This is a genomic window from Pseudomonas sp. 22072, from assembly GCF_052046095.1.
In the GTDB taxonomy this organism is placed as follows: Bacteria; Pseudomonadota; Gammaproteobacteria; order Pseudomonadales; family Pseudomonadaceae; genus Aquipseudomonas; species Aquipseudomonas paracarnis.
The window spans coordinates 189,336-212,368 of record NZ_JBQEQE010000004.1 but is presented as its reverse complement, the minus strand read 5'-3'; the positions used below and the strand labels follow the sequence as shown (position 1 = coordinate 212,368).

Genomic DNA, 23,033 nt, shown 5'->3' with positions numbered 1-23,033 from the left:
CATAACCGGCGTTCCCACGCAGAGCGTGGGAGCGATCAGTACAAGCGCTGCAGCATTACTTACCGAGCTTGCGCAACTCGTCCGATTCCACCACCCGCACGCCATCCTGTTCTTCCAGCGCCAGGCGCCACATGGCGCGGGCCAGTTCGCAGACTTCAATACCGTGGTACTTACCGGGAATCAGCCGTGACAGCGGCCCGGCCAACTGCTCGGCCAGGCGCGGTTCCAACCGCTCCCCCAGCAGCAGCGATGGACGTACGATGGTCAACTGCGGCCAGTCTTGCGCTCTCAGCGCCAGTTCCATTTCCCCCTTGACCCGGTTGTAGAACACCGAGGATTTCGGGTCGGCGCCAATCGCACTAATCACGATCAGATGCCGCGCGCCCAGTTCCCGTGCGCGCTTGGCGAAGGCCACCACCATGTCCAGGTCGACCGCACGGAACGCCGCTTCCGAGCCGGCCTTTTTGATCGTGGTGCCCAGGCAGCAGAAGGCAATATCCACGCGGCCGCTCAGTTGCGGCAGGAACACCGCCGGGTCGCCCACCGGGTTTTCCAGGCGTGGATGTTCAGCCAATGGTTTGCGGCTCGGTGCCAGCACGCGGGTCACGGTGGGTTCGTTGAGCAGGCGGTCGAGCAGGTGTTCGCCAGTGAGGCCGGAAGCCCCGGCCAGCAAGATATGCTGCGGTGTCAGGTACATGGTGTTTCCCCCTTGTTACACGTTACAGCTTAGTTGCCTTTGGCTTCCTTGCTATTCATTGAGACGCTTTCGAGCGCCTTTCGTGCCTGCTGTTTACGTAATAATTGCCAATGGGCGATCACGCCTTTAGGGGCCCAGATCTGCGGTTCGGAGGCTTCGAAGTTGTCCGCCTGTTCGCGTTCGGCCACGTGCAGTTGCGCCAGTTTGAAGGCGTGTTGCAAATCATCCGTCTGGTTGAAAGCTTGTGCGAAAAGGGCATCACCGAAGTAGGTGAAGTCTGCTTCTTCCGAGCAGCCGAATGACACGCGGTCTGCACGGGAGGCGGTCATGATCAGGGTGCGCTCATCTTTGAGCGCCGGTATGAAACCGCCGGAGTAACACGCGGAGATCACGATGACCTTGTCGCGGTTTTTCAGCGGTGCGAGCACGGCGGCCAGCTCGTCGGCGGGCAGGTCGGCCAGTTCCATGCGCGGTTGGTCGAGCACCAGCTCATGCTCATGGGTGCCATGGCTGGTCATGTAAATGAACACCAGGTCTTCCGGTCCGGTCCGTTCGGCCAGGGTTTGCACCGAGCGGCGCAGGCTTTCGCGGGTGGCCAGGGGGCGGTCGGCGATATGGTCGCGGTGGTTGACCAGGCGCACCTGCCCGCGCGCGCCGAAGCGGGTGGCGAGCAGGTTGCTGACGTAATCGGCCTCGCGCAGGAACACGCTTTGCTTGCCGTCGCCCGCCAGCACCAACGTGTATAGCTCGACGGCCGGAGTGGACGCGGGCACTGTCGCCAGGGCGTCATCGAGCAAGCGGCCTTGAGCCAGTATGCCGGTCTCCAGAGGGTCCGGCAGCAGCTTGCCCTCGGCGTCGCGCACGCGCAGGCCGTTGACCCAGGTGCCGGACTGCACGGTGCCGTCGGTGAGTACCAGGGTGCCACGGCCTTGATAGTTGTCGCTGTCGAAGCCACCGATATAGAAACTGCCATCGGTGAGGTTCAGGCGCCCTTCGCCGGTAAAGCGCCAGTCACTGAACTGGCCGACATAGTGGCTGCCATCGACCCCGATCAATTCGCCTTTGCCGGTCAGCGCGCCTTCCTTGAACTGGCCGATCCACACATCACCGTCGGCGTTCTCGTAGCGGCCTTTACCGTTGAGCTGGTTCTGCTTGAATTGGCCGACATAGATATCGCCTTCGGCGCTATTGAAAGTGCCATTGCCTTCCAGTTGTCCATCGACAAAGCGGCCGCTGAACTGGTTGCCGCTGTCGTCATTGCGCTGGCCTTCGCCATTGGGCTTGCCGTGGGCGAACTGGCCCTGGTACTGACTGCCGTCGGCCAGTTCCAGGCGGCCGAGGCCTGAGTACTGGTCGTCCTGGAATTCGCCGCGATAAGTCATCTGCCCTTCTTTGAGGGTGCCTTCGCCGTTGCGTCGGCCGTTCTTGAAACCGCCCACGTAGCTGCTGCCCGAGGTGGTCAGGCTACCCTGGCCGTCAAACAGGCCCTGCTTGAATTCACCTTTATAGACTTCGCCATTGCTGCCATGCCATTCGCCCTGGCCGTGCCACTGGCCTTTGTCGAACTGGCCGGCGTACCAACTGCCATTGGGGTAGTCCACACGGCCTTGGCCTTGCAGCAAACCGTTGACCACATCGCCACGGTAGCGGCCGCCATCGGGCAAGCGCGCATCGGGCGGCAACAGCGATTCGCCGTCTCCGCAAGCGGTGAGCAACAGGGCAAGGGCAAGGGGAGCGAGTGGGCGCATAGCGGGATCCGGATAATTGAGCGCCGAGTATGCCGTAGCCGGGGTGCCGAACCTAGTGGTCTATGCGCAGGATCCATCACCTGTAGGAGCGGGCTTGCCCGCGAAAACTCACAGGCGCCGCATTTGTTCAGCAAGCACGCGTTATCGCTGACGACCTTCGCGAGCAAGCTCGCTCCTACAGTGGGGGTGTGGCGATCATACGAAGCAGAGTGACAGCGACTCGGCAATATAGGCCGGCTTCTCCTGACCTTCGATTTCCAGGGTGGCGGTGGCCTTGAACAGCCATTGGCCCGGTTTTTTCTCGGTGACGTCAGTGAGGGTGACGTTCAGCCGCACCTTGGAGTTTACTTTCACCGGCTGGATAAAGCGCACGCTGTCCAGGCCGTAGTTGACGGCCATCTTCAAGCCTTCGGGCATGATCAGGATGTCTTCCATCAGCTTGGGCATCAGCGACAGTGACAGGAACCCGTGGGCGATGGTGCTGCCGAACGGGGTTTGCGCCGCCTTGACCGGGTCGACGTGGATGAACTGATGATCGCCGGTGGCTTCCGCGAACAGGTTGATACGCGCCTGGTCGATGGTGAGCCATTCGGAACGTCCCAGTTCCTTGCCGACGTAATCTTTGAGCTGCGCTACGGGTACATAGGGCATTGCGTCTCTCCTTGGTTCATCACTTATGTGCCCGTTGATAAGGGGCGTTTTTATGGGTTACAGAGAACCAATGTAGATCATCATGGGCAATCAGCCTGGTCAACCCAACATGCTTTTGGCGAATGCCGGAGCATAGGGCGGGCATGCTTATAATGCGCGCGAGTTTTGAGGGGGAGAGCGGGATGCTGTTACGTGGCCTGACCTGGCTGGTGCTGTTTCAACTGATCGGCACGGCGATCAATCATTTACTGGTGCCGGTACTGCCGGGGCCGATCATCGGCTTGTTGCTGATGCTGGGCTTTCTGGTCTGGCGCGGTGAAGTCGGCGAGCCCCTGAGCCTGGCGGCCGGCAGCCTGTTGCGTTACCTGCCACTGCTGCTGGTGCCGCCGGCCGTGGGAGTGATGGTGTATGCCAAGGACATCGTGGCGGATTTCTGGGCCATCGTCGGGGCGTTGGTGTTGTCGCTGGTGATCGCCATGGGCTTTGTCGGTGTGCTGATGCAGCAGATGGTCAAGCGCAAGGAGAAGGACCAATGATCCTCGACTGGCAGGGCGCCTGGACGGCGGTCATTCATCACCCGCTGTTCGGTATCGGTATCACCCTGGGTGCCTATCAGCTGGTGCTGGCGGGGTTCGAGAAAACCCGCTGGATCTTCCTGCAGCCGGTGCTGGTGTCGATGTTGCTGGTGATCGGCGTGCTGCTCACCTGCGGGCTGAGCTACGCCGAATACCGCAAGAGCACCGAGATCATGGGCATCCTGCTGGGGCCTGCGACCGTGGCCCTGGCGGTGCCGCTTTATCTGAACCTGCGACGGATTCGCCAATTGTTCTGGCCGATATTTACTACGCTGGTGGTAGGCGGAGTATTGGCTACCGGCCTTTGTGTGGCGTTGGGATGGTGGTTCGGGGCCGAGCACAGGGTGCTGATGACCATGGCGCCCAAGTCGGTCACCTCGCCGATTGCCATGCTGGTGGCCGAACAGATCGGCGGCGTGGCGGCCTTGGCGGCGGTGTTTGTATTGATCACTGGGGTGGTCGGCGCGATGATCGGTCCAGCGCTCTTGTCGCGCCTGGGTGTACGCAGCCCCGAAGCGCGCGGCATGGCCCTGGGCATGACCGCCCACGCTGTCGGCACCTCGGTGGCCCTGCAGGAAAGCGAAGAATGCGGCGCCTTCGCGGCGCTGGCCATGAGTTTGATGGGCGTGGCCACGGCGGTGTTCCTGCCGTTGGCGGTGTCGGTCATTGTTTAACCCAGGTTTTAAGGAAGCCGTTATGAGTCTGGCGCTATTCCCCCTCAACACTGTGCTGTTCCCGGGCTGCACCCTCGACTTGCAGATATTTGAGGCGCGCTACCTGGACATGATCGGCCGTTGCATGAAAAAGGGCGAAGGCTTTGGTGTGGTGTGCATCCTGGATGGCTCGGAAGTGGGCACGGCCCCTGACGGTTATGCGCTTGTCGGTTGTGAGGCGCTGATTCGTGACTTCAAACAGCAGGACAACGGCCTGCTGGGCATTCGCGTCGAAGGTGGCCGTCGTTTCCGCGTGCGTGAGGCCGGCGTGCAGAAAGACCAGTTGCTGGTGGCCGATGTGCAATGGCTGCAAGAATTGCCGGACCAGCCGCTGGGCGAAGAGGACGCGGACTTGCTGGCGTTGCTTGAGGCCTTGGCCGAACACCCGATGGTTGCCTCGCTGGACATGGGCGGCCAGGCCGAAGGCCAGCAAGCCCTGAGCAATCAGTTGGCCTATCTGCTTCCATTTAACGAGGCCGACAAGATCGACTTGCTGCAACTGGACGACCCAGGGCAACGCCTGGATGCGATCCAGCTGTTGCTCGATGAATTGCAGGGCGAGCTGTTCACCTGAGATTCGGATTTGCCTGACAGAGCTTTCAGACTTTGCTCGGTCGCCTCCACTGCGCCGCCTGCACTATTTTCCGATCGCGCAACAATGATCGGAGATAACCATGATTCGGCTGACCCCCTCGGAACAAGTCGCGTGGGACGCTTATTTTGTCAGCGTGACCACGCAATTACTCCAGCAGGAAGCCACGCGGGGCGCGGAGTACATCGCCGAGCGCGCCGCCGAAGTGGCCGATGAGATGCTGCTGGAGCGCCGCGAACGTTGCGTTGAACGGCGCAGCGCCTCCGTGGACTGGATCGGCCCGGCCAAGGGTCAATAGGCGTACCTGAGCAGGGCGTGGGGCGTGCCGGTAAAGGCGATGAAACCGAGCACGGCGACCACGGCGGGCAGCACCAGCCACCAGGCTTTTTGCGACATGGCTGGCAATGGGCTGCGGTGCTCGATTGCCGTCAGGCTGAACGCACACACGGTCATTGCCAGCAAGGTGCCGGCCAGGATGTCCGTGGGCCAATGGGCGCCCAGGTACACCCGCGACAAGGCAATGAACGCCGCGGGAATGCAGCCCAGCAGCATCCAGGTCAGGCGCAGCCGCGTAGGTTGGCCGCGACCGGCCAATACCGCGAGCGCCAGGAAGAAGGCAAAGGCCCCGGAGGCATGGCCGCTGGGCATGCTGAAGCTGGTCAGCGGGTCCGTTAGGATTTCCGGGCGGCCACGGGCGAAAAACAGCTTGGTGCCGGTGTTAATCACTGCCGCGCCAGCGAGGGTGGCGCCGACAAATACGGCGTGGCGCCACTGCCGTGCCAACAGCAACAGGCCAGTGAACACGGCGCTGGCGAAAAACATCTTCTTGAACTCACCCAGTTGGGTGACCCGCACCATCACCTCGTCCAGCCACGGGCTGCGATGTTCCTGCACCAGTGCGCTCAGGCCCTGGTCGAAGTCATTGAGATGGGGGTAGCCGATAAACAGCGCGATCAACAACACCAGGCTGGCGCAACCAATCCACAAGGTGGTGCGCCGATGCCCGCGCCAACTGCTGTTCAAACTCATCCCCAGCAGTACCGCCAGGCACGCCGCGATAATCGCCGCTTCCGGCCAGAAGCCTTCCGGCAAGGGCAGACGGAACGCGGCGCCGGCAGCCCAGCCCGGCAGCAGATAGGCCACGGTCCAACCCGCTGCGGCAATGATGCTCACAGCGGCAAAGCGCGGGAAGGGCATGTCGCACATGCCGGCGACCATGGGCAGCATGGGACGCAATGGGCCGATGAAGCGCCCGACCAACAAGCTGGCGATTCCGTACTTGTGGAAGTAGGTTTCTGCGCCGTTCATCCATTCAGGATGCTGGCGCAGGCCGGGCAGGCGCCGGATGTTCTGATGGAAATGGCGGCCCAGGTAATAGGAAACGCCGTCGCCCAATAAGCCGCCGAGGAAGCCCAGCAGCAGGGTTTCACTCAAAGGCAGCGCACCGCTGCCAGCCAACGCGGCGATTGCAAACAGCAATACCGTGCCTGGCACGATCAACCCGGCAATCGCCAGGCATTCCACACACGCGACAATAAACACCGCCGCTGCCAGCCATTGTGGGTTGAGGGTCAACCAGCCGGTGATGCTATCGAGCCATTGGCCCATACAATCCACTCCATGCATACAAAACAGAATTTGAGACGGTGAAATTCAACTGTGGGAGCTGGCTTGCCGGCGATGGCTGCGGCATGGCCAGCATTGAAGTTGCCTGACACACCGCTATCGCAGGCAAGCCAGCTGCCACATGGGATGTGTCGCGCGTTAAATCAAAAAATAATCCCGGCCTTCGACCTGCCCCCGACGCAGCGGGTTCCGCGTGCAATAAGGCGCATAGCCAGCATCGACGAAACGGTACATCAAGTGCTCATCGCGCCCGCTGGGAATGCCCAGGCGCGTGGTCTGGATAATCTGCGTGGGCACCTGGCCCACGTCTTCGACATACAGCAGTTCCTGATCGAAGCGCTTGGCATCCCACATCGGCACTTTCAGGCCCAGTGCCTTGCACAGCAGCGTCTGGCCTGCACACAGCTTCTGCGAGGGGCGTGGGCTGCCGTCGGGATTGGGGTTGTTCAACAGCATCTGCGCCAGGCTCGCCGCCCCGGAAATTTCGTCGACCCAGGGATAGGCCGATTTGATCAGCACGGCATTGCCCGGGCCGTGGGCGCTGAAGTTCAACGAATCACCGCCACGGGCGTAGTACATGTAGATATGGCCACCATCCAGAAACAAAGCCTTACGCTTTTCTGTGTAGCCGAGTGAGGCGTGGCTGCCTTTTTCGGCCACGTAATAGGCTTCGGTTTCAATAATTCGCGCCGAAAGCCAGAGATCGCCCACACGATGACGAATGACTTTTCCGAGTAATTCACGCGCAAGCAGTTGGGCATCGCGGTCGAAGAAGCTATCGGGCAGCGGGCTGGCGGGGAGCAGCGGGGGAAAGTCGGGCATGGCGGTCAAGGGTTGATACGGCTAAATGTGACCGAATCATAACAACTCTCACCTTAATTACGGCTGAACCTGGGGTTTTTACAGTTCATTTCGACCATCCGCCCCTCACCGCTGTCAGTCGGGCGGCGTCACAGCTATAATCTGCCGCTTTCCTCTTTGCCAAGACTCCCTGACCATGACTGAGTCCGTTCTTGACTACATGACCCGCCTGGGTCGCGCTGCCCGGCAGGCCTCGCGGTTGATCGCCCGTGCGAGCACCGCGCAGAAGAACCGTGCGCTGCTGGCGGCTGCGGATGCTCTGGATGCTTCGCGCTCCGAGTTGACCGCCGCCAACGAGCTGGACCTGGCCAATGGGCGCGCTAACGGCCTGGAGCCAGCCCTGCTGGACCGCCTGGCGCTGACCCCGGCACGTATCGACGACATGATCGAAGGCCTGCGTCAGGTGGCCAAGCTGCCTGACCCCATCGGTGAAATTCGCGACATGCGCTACCTGCCGTCCGGCATCCAGGTGGGCAAGATGCGCGTGCCCCTGGGCGTGATCGGCATCATCTATGAGTCGCGTCCGAACGTGACCATCGACGCCGCGAGCCTGTGCCTCAAGTCTGGCAACGCCACTATCCTGCGTGGCGGTTCCGAAGCGATCAATTCCAACCGCGCCATCGCCGCCTGCATCCAGCAGGGCCTGGCCGTGGCCGAGTTGCCGGCTGAAGTGGTGCAAGTAGTGGAAACCACCGACCGTGCTGCCGTGGGCGCGCTGATCACCATGCCGGAATTCGTCGACGTGATCGTGCCGCGGGGTGGCAAGAGCCTGATCGAGCGCGTCAGCCGCGATGCCAAGGTGCCAGTTATCAAGCACCTGGACGGCGTCTGCCATGTGTTCATCGACATCGCCGCCGACCTCGACAAGGCGATTCGCATTGCCGACAACGCCAAGACCCACCGCTACGCGCCGTGCAACACCATGGAAACCCTGCTGGTGCACGCTGGCATTGCCGAGCGCGTGCTGCCGCCGCTGGCCGCCATCTACCGTGACAAATCGGTAGAGCTGCGCGGTTGCGAGCGCACCCGTGCGCTGCTGGGTGCGGACGTCATCGAGGCGACCGAGCAGGACTGGTACACCGAGTACACGGCCCCGATCCTGTCGATCCGCATCGTCGACGATCTGGACCAGGCCATCGAACACATCAATACCTATGGCTCCAAGCACACCGACGCCATCGTTTCCGAGCATTTCAGCGATGCCCGGCGTTTCCTCAACGAAGTGGATTCCGCTTCGGTGATGGTCAACGCCTCGACGCGTTTTGCCGACGGCTTCGAGTACGGCCTGGGGGCTGAGATCGGTATTTCCACCGACAAGCTCCACGCACGCGGCCCGGTGGGCCTCGAAGGGCTGACCAGTGAGAAGTACGTGGTGTTTGGCGACGGTCATGTGCGCACTTGATGACTAAACGCATCGGGCTGCTCGGCGGTACTTTCGACCCCGTGCACATCGGCCATTTGCGCAGTGCCCTCGAAGTCGCGGATGCCCTTGCGCTGGATGAGCTGCGCCTGCTGCCCAATTTCCGGCCGCCCCATCGCGACACGCCGCAGGTGGCCGCCGAGCAACGCCTGGAAATGGTGCGTGTTGCCGTGGAAGGTATATCGCCGCTGGTGGTGGACGATCGCGAACTCAAGCGCGATAAACCGTCCTACACTATCGACACCCTGGAGCTGATGCGCGCCGAATTGGCCGCGGATGACCCACTGTTTCTGCTTTTGGGCTGGGACGCATTTTGCGGCCTGCCCTCTTGGCACCGCTGGGAGGAACTCCTCCAGCATTGCCACATCCTGGTTTTGCAACGCCCGGATGCCGACAGCGAACCGCCGGATGCCTTGCGCAACCTGCTGGCCGCGCGGTCGGTAAGTGACCCCTTGGCCCTGACCGGGCCGAACGGGAATATTGCATTCGTCTGGCAGACCCCGCTTGCGGTGTCCGCCACCCAGATCCGTCAACTGCTGGCCAGCGGGAAGTCGGTACGTTTCCTGGTGCCTGACGCGGTCCTGGCCTACATCGATGCGCACGGGCTTTACCGTGCGTCGAACTGAAAAGGCGCGCTTGAACGCACGAATCGTGCAGCAAGCGCCCGAACATACGAGCAAAACGAGTTTTATATGACGAACAAAGACGTAAGCAAAGTTAAGCGCAAAGGCACCTTCAAAAGCGCGCCGCTGCCGGTTGAAGCCCATGTCGGCCCGGAATTGGCTGGCGAAGAGCTGGTGAAAGTCGCCGTGGCTGCCCTGGAAGACGTTAAAGCCCAGGACATCCAGGTGCTGGACGTGCGCGACAAGCAGAGCATCACCGACTTCATGATCATCGCCACCGGTACCTCCAACCGCCAGATCGGCGCGATGCTGGACAAGGTTCGCGAAGCCGTCAAAGCCCAGGGCGTCAAGCCACTGGGTGAAGAAGGCAAGGGCGACAGCGACTGGGTGCTACTGGACATGGACGATGTGATCGTTCACATGATGACCTCCAATGCTCGCCAGTTCTACGACCTGGAACGTCTGTGGAAAGGCGCCGAGCAGAGCCGTGCCGCCGATGGCAAGCACCACAGCCCGGAAGTGGGCCACGCGCACTTCGACAAGCTCAACAAAGACCAGGAATAAGGAACGGCTGTGCGCCTGCGTCTGATCGCTGTCGGTTCACGCATGCCCAAGTGGGTGGAAGAAGGCTGGCACGAATATGCCAAGCGTCTGCCCGCTGAGCTGTCGCTTGAGCTGGTGGAAATACCGCTCAATACCCGGGGCAAGAACGCCGACGTGGCGCGCTTTATCCGTCAGGAAGGCGAAGCCATGCTGGCCAAAGTCGGCCCCAATGAGCGCATCGTCACCCTTGAAGTGCACGGCAAGCCCTGGAGCACCGAGCAACTGGCGGTGGAACTGGATCGCTGGCGCCTGGATTCGCGCACGGTCAATTTCATGGTCGGCGGCCCGGAAGGGCTGGCGCCGGAAGTCTGTGCGCGGGCCGATCAGCGTTGGTCGCTGTCGGCGCTGACATTGCCACACCCGTTGGTAAGGATTCTGATCGGTGAACAGCTGTATCGCGCCTGGACAGTCCTGTCCGGGCACCCTTACCACAAATAGTCTGCGCCGCCCCCGATGACCCAGCCGATCCGCATCAAGGACCACGAGAAAGACGCACGTCTGGTACGCGCGCGGGTGGTGTTCGGTGCTGTCTTGGTGGTGGTGCTGATGTGCGTGCTGATTGCGCGGCTGTATTTCCTCCAGGTGATCCAGTACGACTATCACTCCACGCTGTCGGAAAACAACCGGGTGCATGTGCAGCCGATTCCCCCGACCCGTGGGCTGATTTTCGACCGCAATGGCGTAGTGGTTGCCGATAACCGGCCCAGCTTCAGCCTGAGCATGACCCGTGAACGCTCCGGCGACTGGAAGCAGGTCCTGGATGTCATCGTCGAGGTGCTGCAACTGACGCCGGAAGACCGGGCCGTCTTCGAGAAGCGCATGCGGCAGGGGCGCCGGCCGTTCGAGCCGGTGCCGATCCTGTTCGAGCTGACCGAAGAGCAGATCGCCCGTATTGCGGTGAACCAGTTCCGCCTGCCGGGTGTGGAAGTGGTGGCGCAGTTGGTGCGGCATTACCCGCAAGGGCCGCACTTTGCCCACTCCGTTGGCTACATGGGGCGGATCAACGAGAAAGAGCTGAAAACCCTCGACCCGATCAACTACAGCGGCACCCATCACATCGGCAAAACCGGTATCGAGCGCTTCTACGAGGCCGAGTTGCATGGCCAGGTAGGTAACGAGGAAGTCGAGACCAATGCGCGTGGTCGCGTATTGCGCGTGCTCAAGCGCACCGATCCGGTGCCGGGCAAGGACATTGTCCTGAGCCTGGACATTAAGTTGCAGGAAGCTGCCGAGATGGCTCTGGGCGGTCGGCGGGGTGCCGTAGTGGCGCTGGACCCGAAGACTGGCGAAGTGCTGGCGATGGTCAGCCAGCCCAGCTTCGACCCCAACCCCTTTGTGACTGGCATCAGCTTCAAGGCCTACGCCGAGCTGCGTGATTCCATCGACCGGCCACTGTTCAACCGTGTGTTGCGCGGCCTGTACCCGCCGGGCTCGACCATCAAGCCGGCGGTGGCGATTGCCGGCCTGGATGCTGGCGTGGTCACGGCCTCAAGCCGGGTGTACGACCCTGGCTACTACATGCTGCCCAACTACGACCACAAGTACCGTAACTGGAACCGCTCCGGTGACGGCTATGTCGACCTGGACACCGCGATCATGCGCTCCAACGACACCTATTTTTACGACCTGGCCCATAAACTGGGAATTGATCGGCTGTCTGCCTACATGGGCAAGTTCGGCCTCGGTCAGAAAGTCTCCCTGGACATGTTCGAAGAATCCCCCGGCCTGATGCCGTCGCGGGAGTGGAAGCGTGCGACCCGCCGCCAGGCGTGGTTCCCCGGCGAAACCCTGATCCTGGGTATCGGCCAGGGCTATATGCAGGCCACTCCGCTGCAACTGGCCCAGGCCACGGCGCTGGTGGCGAACAAAGGCGTGTGGAACCGACCGCATCTGGCCAGGACCATCGAAGGCGAAAAGCCGGTGGACGACAATCCGATTCCTGACATTGTGCTGCGTGACCCGTCCGATTGGGCCAAGGTCAACCACGGCATGCAGCAGGTGATGCACGGCGCTCGCGGCACTGCGCGCAAAGCGGCAATTGGCGCTCAATACCGCATTGCCGGCAAAAGTGGTACCGCCCAAGTGGTCGCGATCAAACAAGGCGAAAAGTATGACCGCTCCAAGGTGCAGGAGCGCCACCGCGACCACGCCTTGTTTGTCGGCTTTGCCCCGGCGGAAGACCCAAAAATCGTGGTGGCAGTGATGGTCGAGAACGGCGAGTCCGGCTCCGGCGTCGCGGCCCCAGTGGTACGCCAGGTGATGGACGCCTGGCTGCTGGCCGACGATGGCCGGCTCAAGCCCGAGTATGGCGGCCCCCCTTCAAGCCCCGAGGTTACGGCCCGTGAAGAGTAATTTTGACCGCATCCTCTCCAGCGAAGATGTGATGCGTCGCCGTGCGACGTTGCTGCAACGCATGCACATTGATGGCCCCCTTCTGATCCTGCTGCTGACCCTGGCGGCCGGCAGCCTTTTTGTACTGTATTCGGCCAGCGGCAAGAACTGGGACCTGCTGATCAAGCAGGCGTCCTCGTTTGGCCTGGGCCTGCTGTCGATGGTGGTGATCGCCCAGTTGGAGCCGCGTTTCATGGCGCGCTGGGTGCCCTTGGGGTATGTCGCCGGCGTGTTGTTGCTGGTGGTGGTGGACGTCATGGGCCACAACGCCATGGGGGCCACACGCTGGATCAACATCCCCGGGGTGATTCGCTTCCAGCCGTCGGAATTCATGAAGATCCTGATGCCCGCCACCATTGCCTGGTACCTGTCCAAGCGCACCTTGCCGCCGCAGCTCAAGCACGTGGCGATCAGCCTGATCCTGATCGGTGTGCCCTTTGTGTTGATCGTGCGCCAGCCGGACCTTGGCACCTCGTTATTGATCCTCGCCGGTGGCGCGTTCGTATTGTTCATGGGCGGCCTGCGCTGGCGCTGGATCCTCAGCGTGCTGGCAGCCGCCGTGCCCGTGGCCGTGGCCATGTGGTTCTTCTTCATGCACGACTACCAGAAGCAACGGATCCTGACGTTCCTCGACCCGGAGAGCGACCCGCTGGGTACTGGCTGGAACATCATCCAATCCAAGGCGGCCATCGGTTCCGGCGGGGTATTTGGCAAGGGATGGTTGCTGGGCACCCAGTCTCACCTGGACTTCTTGCCCGAGAGCCACACCGACTTCATCATCGCGGTGATGGGCGAAGAGTTCGGCCTGGTGGGCATTTGCGCGTTGTTGCTGATTTATCTGCTGTTGATTGGTCGCGGCCTGGTGATCACTGCCCAGGCGCAGACGCTGTTCGGCAAATTGCTCGCCGGCAGCCTGACCATGACTTTTTTTGTTTATGTTTTCGTCAACATCGGTATGGTCAGTGGCCTGCTGCCGGTGGTTGGGGTGCCGTTGCCATTCATTAGCTACGGCGGAACTTCGCTGGTGACATTGCTGTCAGCGTTTGGGGTTTTGATGTCGATTCATACGCATCGCAAGTGGATCGCACAGGTTTGAATAAGGTGAAGATGTCAATGCAAGTAATGCGCGGCTGGGCGACTCGGCATGCGACCTGGATGGGCCTGATCGGGCTGCTGGGTGCAACGCAAGAGGCGCAGGCCGGTGACTACGATGGCTCTCCCCAGGTTGCCGAATTTGTCGGTGAGCTGACCCGCGACTACGGTTTTGCCGGTGAGCAACTGATGGGCGTGTTTCGCGAAGCCCAGAAAAAGCAGGCGATCCTCGACGCCATCTCCCGGCCCGCCGAACGCGTCAAGCAGTGGAAGGACTATCGCCCGATGTTCCTCACTGATGCGCGCATCGCCCGCGGCGTGGATTTCTGGCGCCAGCACGAGGCGGTACTGGCCCGCGCCGAGCAGGAGTACGGCGTGCCGGCGCAGGTGATCGTCTCGATCATCGGCATCGAAACCTTCTACGGGCGCAACACCGGCAGCTACCGGGTGATCGATGCCTTGTCGACACTGGGCTTCGATTACCCGCCCCGCGCCGAGTTCTTCCGCAAGGAACTGCGCGAATTCCTGTTGCTGGCCCGCGAAGAGCAGGTCGACCCGCTGAGCCTCAAGGGCTCCTACGCCGGGGCGATGGGCTTGCCGCAGTTCATGCCGAGCAGCTTTCGCGCCTATGCGGTGGATTTCGACGGTGACGGGCACATCAATATCTGGAGCAACCCCGACGATGCCATCGGCAGCGTAGCCAGCTACTTCAAGCGCCACGGCTGGGTCGCCGGCGAGCCGGTGGTTATCCGCGCCGATGTCACGGGCGAGCGCGCCGACGAGGGCCTGACCCAAGGTATCGAACCGGTCAAGACCGTCGGGGAGTTGCGAGCGCTGGGCTGGTCGAGTCAGAATGCGCCACGCGACGACATGCCGGTGACGGCATTCCGCCTGGAAGGCGCAAATGGCCCTGAATACTGGATGGGCCTGAAGAATTTCTACGCAATCACGCGTTATAACCGCAGTGTGATGTACGCCATGGCCGTGCATCAGCTGTCAGATGAGCTGGTTCAAGCACGGGGCAACAAGTAATGCGGGTATCGCCGTTCAAAAAACCGCTCAAGCTGGTGGCGTTCGCCGCGTTGTCCTTGTTGGTAGCCAGTTGCTCCACCACCCCTAACCGTGCGCCGGCCAAGAAGGCGGGCGGTGCGGTGGTACGTGCCCAGCCGGGCCTGGACATCAACCGCGCGCACAAAGACGGCGCGCCGTGGTGGGATGTGGATGTGTCGAAAATCCCGGACGCCACGCCGACCCTGCACACCGGCCCGTACAAGGCCAACCCCTATACCGTGCTGGGCAAGAATTACTTCCCGCTGCAGGAATCCAAGACTTACGTGCAGTCAGGCACCGCGTCCTGGTACGGCACCAAGTTCCATGGCCAGAACACCGCCAACGGCGAAGTGTATGACCTGTATGGCATGAGCGCGGCCCACAAGACCCTGCCGCTGCCCAGCTATGTGCGCGTGACCAACCTGGACAACAATCGCACCGTGATCCTGCGGGTCAATGATCGTGGGCCGTTCTATTCGGACCGGATCATCGACTTGTCCTACGCGGCCGCCAAGAAACTCGGTTATGCCGAAACCGGCACCGCACGGGTCAAGGTCGAAGGCATCGATCCGGCGCAGTATTGGGCCCAGCGTGGCAAACCCGCGCCGTTGATGCTCAACGAACCGCCAACCCCGCAACCGCAAGTGACGGCCTCCACCGGCAAGATCGAGCAATGGACCCCGCCACCTGCCCAGCATGCGCCTGATACCGTGGTGGTACCTCACGTGGCAGCGGGCGCCTCCATGGCCGGTGGGCAATACCTGCAGGTCGGCGCTTTCGCCAACCCGGATGCGGCAGAACTGTTAAGGTCCAAGCTCAGCGGCATGGTCAGCGCGCCGGTCTTCATCAGTTCCATCGTGCGTAACCAGCAAACCTTGCACCGTGTACGCATGGGCCCTATCGGCTCGCCGAGCGAAGTGGCACAAGTGCAGAACAGCGTGCGTCTGGCCAATCTGGGGCAACCCAGCGTGGTCACCGCAGAATAAGCAGTAACGGATTGATGGCTCAGACGCGCATGCGCGCTTGAACCCTGGTTGTTGGCTCGTTGAACAATAAAAACCCAGGGGCAAGGGGTGAGCGGGCAACCGAACACGTGACAGTCTGGAAGCGGGCTGTCTGAATAGTTTTGCCCGCGAGGGCAAGTTTCCATAAGCAATTTCGAGAGACGGATGAACATCACCACCTTAGCCAAACGTACGTGCCTGCTTATCTCGCTGATCATCACCCCAGCCGCCTGGGCGGTTGAAATGGTGCCGGCCTCCCCGCAACTGGCCGCCAAGTCGTGGGTCCTCATGGACGCCGCCAGTGGCAACGTGCTGGTCGAAAACGGCGGTGATGTACGCCTGCCGCCTGCCAGCCTGACCAAGCTGATGACTGCCTACATCGCGACCCTGGAAATCCGTCGCGGCCAGATCGGCGAAAACGACCCGGTTACCGTCAGCGAAAACGCCTGGCGTACCGGTGGTTCGCGGATGTTCATCAAGGTGGGTTCGCAAGTCACCGTGAGCGACCTGCTGCACGGCATTATCATCCAGTCCGGTAACGACGCCAGCGTCGCCCTGGCCGAGCACATCGCCGGCAGCGAAGACGCCTTCGCCGACATGATGAACAAAACCGCCGGTGAGCTGGGCATGACCAACAGCCACTTCATGAACCCGACCGGCCTGCCGAACCCAGAGCACTATTCGTCGGCTCATGACATGGCGATCCTGGCGCGCGCCATCATCCGCGTTGACCCGGTGCACTATGCGATCTACTCCCAGAAGGAATTCTTCTGGAACAACATCAAGCAGCCTAACCGCAACCTGTTGCTGTGGCGTGACAAGACCGTCGATGGCCTGAAGACCGGCCACACCGACGAAGCCGGCTACTGCATGGTGTCGTCCGCCGTACGTGATGGCCAGCGCCTGATCGCCGTGGTATTCGGCACCAACAGCGAGCAGGCCCGTGCGGCCGAGACGCAAAAACTGCTGACTTACGGCTTCCGCTTCTTCGAAACCCAGACCTTCTACCAGAAGGGTGCTGAGCTGGCGACCGCGCCGGTGTGGAAGGGCGCGACGTCGCAAGTCAAGGCCGGCCTGGCCGACGACCTGACCCTGACCATGCCTAAAGGCCAGCTGAAAAAGCTCGCCGCCAGCATGACCCTGAACCCGCAATTGGTTGCGCCAATCGCCAAGGGTGATGTGATCGGCAAGGTCGAAGTCAAGCTGGACGACAAGGTGGTGCACAGCGCCGACCTGATCGCGCTGGATGCTGTCGAGGAAGGTGGTATCTTCCGCCGCGTATGGGATAGCATCCGTCTATTCTTCTACGGCTTGTTCAACTGATTGTGTGCACCTGCAAAGCCCCGCGTTGATCCAACGCGGGGCTTTGCCCGTCGCCACGGCTTAGCGCTTACGAGGCTGTTCTGCCATGACCGATAAAGACGTAGAAGTAAAGGCGCCAAAGATCGAATTTCCTGTGACGGATTATCCCGTCAAGGTGATCAGCGATACCGGTGTCGGCCGCAAGGACAAGATTCTCGAGATCGTCAGGAAGCACGCGACGATCAACGACAACCGCGTGGACGAGCGCCAAAGCTCCACCGGCAAGTACACCACGATCCAGTTGCACATCGTTGCGACCGATCAAGACCAGCTCTACAACATCAACAGCGAACTGCGAGCCACCGGCTTCGTGCATATGGTGCTGTGATGTCGCAAGTCCTGGGCTTTCGCGAGCTCGGCCGGATGGCATACGAGCCGGTCTGGCATGCCATGCAGCGCTTTACCAATGAGCGCGGCACTTTGGCCCCGGATGAAATCTGGCTGGTAGAACACCCGCCGGTATTCACCCAGGGCCAGGCCGGCAAGGCCGAACACTTGCTGCTGCCGGGTGATATTCCGGTGGTGCAGGTCGACCGAGGGGGTCAAGTGACTTACCATGGGCCCGGTCAACTGGTGGCTTACCTGCTGCTGGACGTGCGCAAGCTGGGGTTTGGCGTGCGCGACCTGGTCAGCCGCATGGAGACGTGCCTGATCGAGCTGTTGGCCAGTTACGGCGTGACCGCCGTGGCCAAGCCCGATGCACCGGGTGTATACGTGGATGGCGCGAAAATCGCCTCCCTGGGGCTGCGCATTCGCCACGGTTGTTCCTTTCATGGCCTGGCCTTGAATGTGGACATGGACCTGGCGCCGTTCCGACGGATCAACCCGTGCGGTTACGCCGGGCTTGCGATGACCCAGTTGAGTGACCATGCAACATCCATAGAATTTGCCGAGGTAAGTGCCCGGCTGCGCGCGCAGCTCGTCAAACACCTCGACTATGCAGAGCAGACGACCCTGACGGGCGGAATCGATTGATATGACTACTGATGTTGTGCAAACCATGATCCCGACGCTGGACATCACTGAGCGTCCAGCCCCGGCCCCGCGTGCCAAGGTGGAAGCCGGCGTCAAGCTGCGCGGCGCCGAGAAGGTTGCACGCATCCCGGTCAAGATCATCCCGACCACCGAACTGCCGAAGAAACCTGACTGGATTCGCGTGCGCATCCCGGTTTCGCCGGAAGTCGACCGTATCAAGTCGCTGCTGCGCAAACACAAGTTGCACAGCGTATGCGAAGAAGCCTCCTGCCCGAACCTGGGCGAGTGCTTCTCTGGCGGCACCGCCACGTTCATGATCATGGGTGACATCTGCACCCGTCGCTGCCCGTTCTGCGACGTCGGCCACGGCCGTCCGAAGCCGTTGGACGTCAATGAGCCAGAAAGCCTGGCCATCGCCATCGCCGACCTGAAGCTCAAGTATGTGGTGATCACCTCGGTAGACCGCGACGACCTGCGTGACGGTGGTGCCCAGCACTTTGCCGACTGCATCCGCGAGATCCGCAAGCTGTCGCCGAACGTGATGCTCGAAACCCTGGTGCCGGACTACCGTGGCCGGATGGACGTCGCCCTGGACATCACCGCTGCCGAGCCGCCGGATGTGTTCAACCACAACCTGGAAACCGTGCCGCGCCTGTACAAGGCGGCGCGCCCGGGTTCGGACTACCAGTGGTCGCTGACCCTGCTGCAGAAATTCAAGCAGATGATGCCGCACATCCCGACCAAGTCCGGCTTGATGCTGGGCCTGGGTGAAACCGACGAAGAAGTCATCGAAGTCATGAAGCGCATGCGCGAACACGACATCGACATGCTGACCCTGGGCCAGTACCTGCAACCGTCCCGCAGCCACTTGCCGGTGCAGCGTTTCGTGCACCCGGACACCTTCGCCTGGTTCGCCGAGGAAGGCTACAAGATGGGCTTCAAGAACGTGGCCTCGGGCCCGTTGGTGCGGTCTTCGTACCACGCCGATGAGCAGGCCAAGCTGGTCAAGGCGAGCCTGGTTTCGTAAGCCGCTCCAGAATCAATGTGAAATGCGGGCTTGTGTGGGAGCTGGCTTGCCTGCGATAGCATCACCTCGGTGTCACTGATACACCGAGNCAAGCCAGCTCCCACATTTCGTTCTGCGTCATATAGGGAGAACCATGGATGACCGCCGCCGTACCTGCACTGCGCCCCGAAGGCACCCTCGGCCTGATCGCCCCCGCCGGCCCCGCCGCGCTGGATGTTGAAAAAGCCCGGCAATGGATGCGTGCCCGTGGCTACGACCTGCACATTTTCCCTGGTGTGCACGAGCGCGACGGCTACCTGGCCGGTAGCGATGAAGTGCGCCTGCGCGATTTGCATGCCGCCTTCGCCAACCCCGACATCGATGCCATCCTCTGCCTGCGTGGCGGCTATGGCACGCCCCGTTTGCTCGATGCGCTGGACTTTGACCTGCTGCGCGCCAACCCCAAGCCGTTTGTGGGCTACAGCGATATCACCGCCTTGCACCTGGCCATCAACCGCTATGCGGGCTTTGTGACGTTCCATGGCCCGATGCTCAATGCCGACCTGCTCGGTGGCAAACAGCCGCCCACCGAATCCTCTTTGTTCAGCCTGCTGCGTGGCCAACGGGGCGCCGGCAGTGTGCTGCCGCACCCGATGGCCTACCCGTTGATCACAATCGAGCCCGGTGTGGCTTGTGGGCGCTTGCTGGGCGGTAACTTGTCGATGATCGCCGCAGTCATGGGCACGCCGTACGAAATAGACGCTGACGGCATCATCCTGTTTATCGAAGACGTCAACGAACCGCTCTATCGCATCGACCGATTGCTGACTCACCTGCGATTGGCTGGCAAGCTGGCCCAGGTCGCCGGTGTGCTGGTAGGGGATGTGGCCGGTGTGGATAGCGCGGCGTTGGCGCATCTGCTGAAGCAGACCTTTGAGCCGCTGTGCATTCCAGTGCTGGCAGGCTGGCGCAGTGGGCATTGCGACCCGAACCTGACATTGCCGATGGGCGCCTTGGTGCGCCTGGATGCGGGGGAGCAGCGGGTGGTGTTGGAGCAGGATGTAGTGTTCAAGGCCTGATCGTTCCCACGCTCTGCGTGGGAATTCCTCCAGTGACGCTCTGCGTCACCCTCTTCAGTCGCCGACGCGGAGCGTCCAAGGCAGCGCTCCCACGCAGAGCGTGGGAGCGATCACTTCAGCGGTTCTGCAGCGACTCCAGCAACTTCACCGTCGGATACCCATCCGCCGGCCAGCCCAACGCCTGCTGTGCAGCCCGAATCGCCTTGCGCGTGTTGGCGCCAATAATCCCGTCGGCATTACCCGCGTCATACCCTTTGGCGCTGAGCGCCGTCTGCAGGTCAATGCGTTGCGAACGGCTCAGCGGCAGCTCATCCTTTGGCCAACTGCCCCGAATCACACCGCCACCGCCAAACCGCTCGGACAGCAAGCCAACCGCCAGTGCATAAGACGACGAATTGTTGTACTTGAGGATCGCGCGGAAGTTATCCAGCACCAGGAACGCCGGGCCACGGTAGCCGGCCGGCAGCAGCAGGGCGGCGGACAGCTGGTCGACATTGGCCGGCAGGCTCACGCCAGGCGGCAGTTGGATGCCCAGTTGCAGCCATTGCGCCACGGTCTTGCGCACGCCGCCATCGGCCAGGCTGTAGTCGAAGCCCGACGGCAGCGGCTGTACCTCAACGCCCCACGGCTGGCCTTTCTGCCACCCCGAGCTTTGCAGGTAATGCGCGGTGGAGGCGAGGGCGTCGGACGGGCTGTTCCAGATATCGCGGCGACCGTCACCGTCGAAGTCCACGGCATGGGTGTTGTAGGTGGTCGGGATGAACTGGGTCTGGCCCATCGCCCCGGCCCAGGAACCTTTCATCTGGTCGGCCTGAATATCGCCATGCTGGATGATCTGCAGCGCTGCCAGCAACTGCGCTTGCGCAAAGGCCGGACGACGTCCTTCATAGGCGAGGGTGGCCAAGGAGCGGATCACCGAGTTATTGCCCTGGAAAGCGCCGAAGTTACTCTCCATGCCCCACACCGAGACCAGCGCCTGGCGGTCGACGCCATAGCGTTGCTCGATGCTTTGCAGAATATCGGCGTACTTGACCAGCAGTGCCTGGCCATTGCGCACGCGCACCGGCGACAGTGCTCCGTCGAGGTATTCCCACACCGGGCGGGAAAATTCCGGTTGGCTGCGGTCGGCGCGAATCACCGCCATATCAGGTGTGACGCCGGCAAAAGCGTTATCGAACACGGCCGCAGTGATCCCGGCCTGCAGCGCTTGCGCACGGAAGCCAGCTTGCCATTCGGCAAAGGTCTGGGTCGGCTGGATATCGAGATTGTCCACCGCCAACGGGGCCACCACGGCAGGCGCGATAGCCGGGGCCGTCTGGAGCTTGGGCAGGGGTTGAGCGTCCGCAGCGGTAGGTTTTTCGGCGCAGGCGACGAGCAGAATGAGGCTGGAGGCAGCGATCAATTGGCGCAGGTGCCAATGACGAGAAAGACGAGAGGGCATGCACAGGTCCAGGGGTTACAAATCAGGTACAGACCTTATCATGCCAGAGGGGCGCTTGCCTTCAGGCAGCCAGAAAGTAAGAAGCCTCCCAGCTATTAGACTGGAAGGCTTCGCGGCGGTAGCTGCCTTTGCCCTTGCCGGCGCGTTCCTGACGGCTGCGGAACAGTGGCTGGGCGATGATGGATTTGGCTTTGTTGGGGCCATGCTTGGATGGCTTTTTGCTCATGATGGATTCTCTCGCTTGGGGGTGGAATGCAGCGGTGCAAATCATCTGCCGAAGTGGGCCGGCTGTAAAGCCCGTCGATAGGTGGGAAATGTCGCAAATAAGCAGTGGGCAGAGTCAATGTGGGAGCTGGCTTGCCTGCGATGGCGGTGGGTCAGNGGGCACTGATACACCGCCATCGCAGGCAAGCCAGCTCCCACAGGGTTTTGTGCTGTTGTACAGAAGGGTTTATTCGGCAGGCAACGCCAGGCGCTGGCCGGCCATCAACAGCGACAGACGGCTCAGGCTCATCCACGGCGAGCCGGCCGCCTGGCCTTTGATCTGTGCATCGATGCGCTGCGCTTCCAGCAACAGTTGCGCCCAGCGTTGCGCCGAGTGCCGTTGCAGGGCTTTGCTCATCAGGGGTTTGCGCTTGTCCCACACCGGTGGCCGGGCCTGGCTGAAGCATTTGTCCAGCGGTGTGCCCTGGCTGTATTGCAGCGCAATGTTCGCCAACACGCGCAGCTCACGGGCCAGGGCCCAGAGAATCACCGGGGGTTCCACCCCTTCGCCGCGCAGGCCTTCAAGCATGCGCAGGGCGTGGGCGGGCTCGCCGTTGAGGATGGCGTCCACCAGGCCGAACACATCAAAGCGCGCGCTATCGGCCACTGCGCCTTGCACGGTTTCGACGGTGATCTGCCCGTCTTCGGCCATCAGCTTGAGCTTTTCGATCTCCTGGGCGGCGGCAAGCAGGTTGCCCTCGACCCGAGCGGCGATCAGCTCCACGGCATCCTGTGTCGCTGCGAGCCCTGATTGCGACAGGCGCTGACGAATCCACTGCGGCAACTGGTTGCTGTCCACTGGCCAGATCTGAATGAACTGAGTCTGTGGACCTTCAACCAGGGCCTTGCCCCACTTGGTTTTCTGCGCGCTGCCGTCGAGCTTGGGCAGGCTGATCAACAGCACGGTGTCTTCGGCAGGGCGCGAGCAGTATTCCATCAAGGCCGCCGCGCCTTTATCGCCCGGCTTGCCCGAGGGCAGGCGCAGTTCCAGCAGGCGTTTCTCGGCAAACAGCGACATGCTCGCGCCGGCTTGCAGCAGGGTGCCCCAGTCGAAACTGGCGTCGGCGCTGAACACCTGGCGTTCATCGAACCCTTGCTGGCGCGCGGCAGTGCGGATAGCGTCGGCCGCTTCCTGGCACAGCAGCGGGTCGTCGCCGCTGACGATGTACACAGGCGCAAGGCCACCTTGCAGGTGCTTGGCGAGTTGGGCGGGGGCAAGTTTCATAGGCGGGGCGAACGGGGCGCCAGGGGCGCCCCGTC

The 23,033-nt window shown here is 61.9% G+C and carries 25 protein-coding genes; 17 read left to right on the top strand and 8 right to left on the bottom strand.

Going from position 1 to position 23,033, the window contains the following annotated elements; all coding sequences use genetic code 11:
* Positions 1 to 55 precede the first annotated feature (55 nt).
* From ACTJLA_RS06115 to ACTJLA_RS06105, 3 genes are all read right to left on the bottom strand, one after another.
* Positions 56 to 697, bottom strand: coding sequence for an oxidoreductase (locus tag ACTJLA_RS06115; RefSeq protein WP_014720096.1), 642 nt, complete (start codon positions 695 to 697; stop codon positions 56 to 58).
* A gap of 29 nt (positions 698 to 726) precedes the next feature.
* Positions 727 to 2,445: a C13 family peptidase gene (locus ACTJLA_RS06110; RefSeq protein WP_054896193.1), complete on the bottom strand. Its 1,719-nt coding sequence runs from the start codon at positions 2,443 to 2,445 to the stop codon at positions 727 to 729.
* A 195-nt stretch (positions 2,446 to 2,640) separates the two neighbouring features.
* The gene (locus tag ACTJLA_RS06105; RefSeq protein WP_003194496.1) at positions 2,641 to 3,096 is read right to left on the bottom strand and encodes a MaoC family dehydratase; all 456 of its coding nucleotides are present in this window, start codon (positions 3,094 to 3,096) and stop codon (positions 2,641 to 2,643) included.
* A gap of 182 nt (positions 3,097 to 3,278) precedes the next feature.
* Between ACTJLA_RS06105 and ACTJLA_RS06100 the strand changes: the two genes are divergently transcribed.
* The 4 genes from ACTJLA_RS06100 to ACTJLA_RS06085 all read left to right on the top strand — a co-directional run bounded on the left by ACTJLA_RS06100 (position 3,279) and on the right by ACTJLA_RS06085 (position 5,274).
* The gene (locus ACTJLA_RS06100) at positions 3,279 to 3,632 is read left to right on the top strand and encodes a CidA/LrgA family protein (RefSeq protein WP_003194494.1); all 354 of its coding nucleotides are present in this window, start codon (positions 3,279 to 3,281) and stop codon (positions 3,630 to 3,632) included.
* Complete coding sequence (locus ACTJLA_RS06095; protein WP_034126899.1) at positions 3,629 to 4,345, top strand: LrgB family protein; 717 nt, start codon at positions 3,629 to 3,631, stop codon at positions 4,343 to 4,345. The genes ACTJLA_RS06100 and ACTJLA_RS06095 overlap by 4 nt, the downstream gene beginning before the upstream one ends.
* A 22-nt stretch (positions 4,346 to 4,367) precedes the next feature.
* Complete coding sequence (locus ACTJLA_RS06090; protein WP_054896191.1) at positions 4,368 to 4,958, top strand: LON peptidase substrate-binding domain-containing protein; 591 nt, start codon at positions 4,368 to 4,370, stop codon at positions 4,956 to 4,958.
* Positions 4,959 to 5,058: 100 nt separating this feature from the next.
* Positions 5,059 to 5,274 (top strand): hypothetical protein, encoded by a 216-nt coding sequence (locus ACTJLA_RS06085; RefSeq protein WP_003194488.1) that lies wholly within the window; start codon positions 5,059 to 5,061, stop codon positions 5,272 to 5,274.
* Here the strand turns inward: ACTJLA_RS06085 and ACTJLA_RS06080 are convergent.
* Complete coding sequence (locus tag ACTJLA_RS06080) at positions 5,268 to 6,584, bottom strand: bifunctional DedA family/phosphatase PAP2 family protein (RefSeq protein ID WP_054918122.1); 1,317 nt, start codon at positions 6,582 to 6,584, stop codon at positions 5,268 to 5,270. The two genes, ACTJLA_RS06085 and ACTJLA_RS06080, sit on opposite strands and share 7 nt — an antisense overlap.
* A gap of 156 nt (positions 6,585 to 6,740) precedes the next feature.
* Positions 6,741 to 7,424: a DNA-3-methyladenine glycosylase gene (locus tag ACTJLA_RS06075; protein ID WP_054918120.1), complete on the bottom strand. Its 684-nt coding sequence runs from the start codon at positions 7,422 to 7,424 to the stop codon at positions 6,741 to 6,743.
* A 175-nt stretch (positions 7,425 to 7,599) separates the two neighbouring features.
* On the opposite strand from ACTJLA_RS06075, the gene ACTJLA_RS06070 reads away from it, so the two are divergent.
* The 13 genes from ACTJLA_RS06070 (at position 7,600) to ACTJLA_RS06010 (ending at position 20,068) form a co-directional block, all read left to right on the top strand.
* Positions 7,600 to 8,865 (top strand): glutamate-5-semialdehyde dehydrogenase, encoded by a 1,266-nt coding sequence (locus ACTJLA_RS06070; protein WP_034126904.1) that lies wholly within the window; start codon positions 7,600 to 7,602, stop codon positions 8,863 to 8,865.
* Positions 8,865 to 9,509, top strand: coding sequence for a nicotinate-nucleotide adenylyltransferase (nadD, locus tag ACTJLA_RS06065; RefSeq protein WP_003194480.1), 645 nt, complete (start codon positions 8,865 to 8,867; stop codon positions 9,507 to 9,509). The genes ACTJLA_RS06070 and nadD overlap by 1 nt, the downstream gene beginning before the upstream one ends.
* Positions 9,510 to 9,575: 66 nt before the next feature.
* Entirely contained in the window at positions 9,576 to 10,070 is a 495-nt protein-coding gene (gene rsfS, locus ACTJLA_RS06060; RefSeq protein ID WP_003176298.1) for a ribosome silencing factor, read from the top strand.
* A 9-nt stretch (positions 10,071 to 10,079) separates the two neighbouring features.
* The gene (gene rlmH / locus ACTJLA_RS06055; protein ID WP_003176297.1) at positions 10,080 to 10,547 is read left to right on the top strand and encodes a 23S rRNA (pseudouridine(1915)-N(3))-methyltransferase RlmH; all 468 of its coding nucleotides are present in this window, start codon (positions 10,080 to 10,082) and stop codon (positions 10,545 to 10,547) included.
* Between the two features lie 15 nt (positions 10,548 to 10,562).
* Complete coding sequence (gene mrdA / locus ACTJLA_RS06050) at positions 10,563 to 12,461, top strand: penicillin-binding protein 2 (RefSeq protein ID WP_034126905.1); 1,899 nt, start codon at positions 10,563 to 10,565, stop codon at positions 12,459 to 12,461.
* 31 nt (positions 12,462 to 12,492) lie between these two features.
* The gene (gene rodA, locus ACTJLA_RS06045) at positions 12,493 to 13,596 is read left to right on the top strand and encodes a rod shape-determining protein RodA (protein ID WP_044268991.1); all 1,104 of its coding nucleotides are present in this window, start codon (positions 12,493 to 12,495) and stop codon (positions 13,594 to 13,596) included.
* A gap of 17 nt (positions 13,597 to 13,613) precedes the next feature.
* The gene (mltB, locus tag ACTJLA_RS06040) at positions 13,614 to 14,624 is read left to right on the top strand and encodes a lytic murein transglycosylase B (protein ID WP_054896188.1); all 1,011 of its coding nucleotides are present in this window, start codon (positions 13,614 to 13,616) and stop codon (positions 14,622 to 14,624) included.
* Positions 14,624 to 15,628, top strand: coding sequence for a septal ring lytic transglycosylase RlpA family protein (locus ACTJLA_RS06035; RefSeq protein WP_054918115.1), 1,005 nt, complete (start codon positions 14,624 to 14,626; stop codon positions 15,626 to 15,628). The genes mltB and ACTJLA_RS06035 overlap by 1 nt, the downstream gene beginning before the upstream one ends.
* Positions 15,629 to 15,811: 183 nt before the next feature.
* Positions 15,812 to 16,969, top strand: coding sequence for a D-alanyl-D-alanine carboxypeptidase family protein (locus tag ACTJLA_RS06030; protein WP_003194468.1), 1,158 nt, complete (start codon positions 15,812 to 15,814; stop codon positions 16,967 to 16,969).
* An 85-nt stretch (positions 16,970 to 17,054) separates the two neighbouring features.
* Entirely contained in the window at positions 17,055 to 17,336 is a 282-nt protein-coding gene (locus ACTJLA_RS06025; protein ID WP_005791752.1) for a DUF493 domain-containing protein, read from the top strand.
* On the top strand, positions 17,336 to 17,983 hold the full coding sequence (lipB, locus tag ACTJLA_RS06020) for a lipoyl(octanoyl) transferase LipB (RefSeq protein WP_314550237.1): 648 nt from the start codon (positions 17,336 to 17,338) through the stop codon (positions 17,981 to 17,983). The genes ACTJLA_RS06025 and lipB overlap by 1 nt, the downstream gene beginning before the upstream one ends.
* 25 nt (positions 17,984 to 18,008) lie before the next feature.
* Positions 18,009 to 19,010, top strand: a complete 1,002-nt coding sequence (gene lipA, locus ACTJLA_RS06015; protein ID WP_161793230.1) for a lipoyl synthase — start codon at positions 18,009 to 18,011, stop codon at positions 19,008 to 19,010.
* Positions 19,011 to 19,147: 137 nt separating this feature from the next.
* The gene (locus ACTJLA_RS06010; RefSeq protein ID WP_057975549.1) at positions 19,148 to 20,068 is read left to right on the top strand and encodes a S66 peptidase family protein; all 921 of its coding nucleotides are present in this window, start codon (positions 19,148 to 19,150) and stop codon (positions 20,066 to 20,068) included.
* Positions 20,069 to 20,183: 115 nt separating this feature from the next.
* Here ACTJLA_RS06010 and ACTJLA_RS06005 read toward each other — a convergent pair whose 3' ends face one another.
* From ACTJLA_RS06005 to holA, 3 genes are all read right to left on the bottom strand, one after another.
* Positions 20,184 to 21,509, bottom strand: a complete 1,326-nt coding sequence (locus ACTJLA_RS06005) for a lytic murein transglycosylase (RefSeq protein ID WP_003194458.1) — start codon at positions 21,507 to 21,509, stop codon at positions 20,184 to 20,186.
* A 61-nt stretch (positions 21,510 to 21,570) separates the two neighbouring features.
* Positions 21,571 to 21,735 carry an alternative ribosome rescue factor ArfA gene (gene arfA / locus ACTJLA_RS06000; RefSeq protein WP_003176285.1) on the bottom strand — a complete coding sequence of 55 codons (165 nt, stop codon included), beginning with the start codon at positions 21,733 to 21,735 and terminating at the stop codon, positions 21,571 to 21,573.
* Positions 21,736 to 21,960: 225 nt separating this feature from the next.
* On the bottom strand, positions 21,961 to 22,998 hold the full coding sequence (gene holA / locus ACTJLA_RS05995; protein WP_032895162.1) for a DNA polymerase III subunit delta: 1,038 nt from the start codon (positions 22,996 to 22,998) through the stop codon (positions 21,961 to 21,963).
* Positions 22,999 to 23,033: the final 35 nt, after the last annotated feature.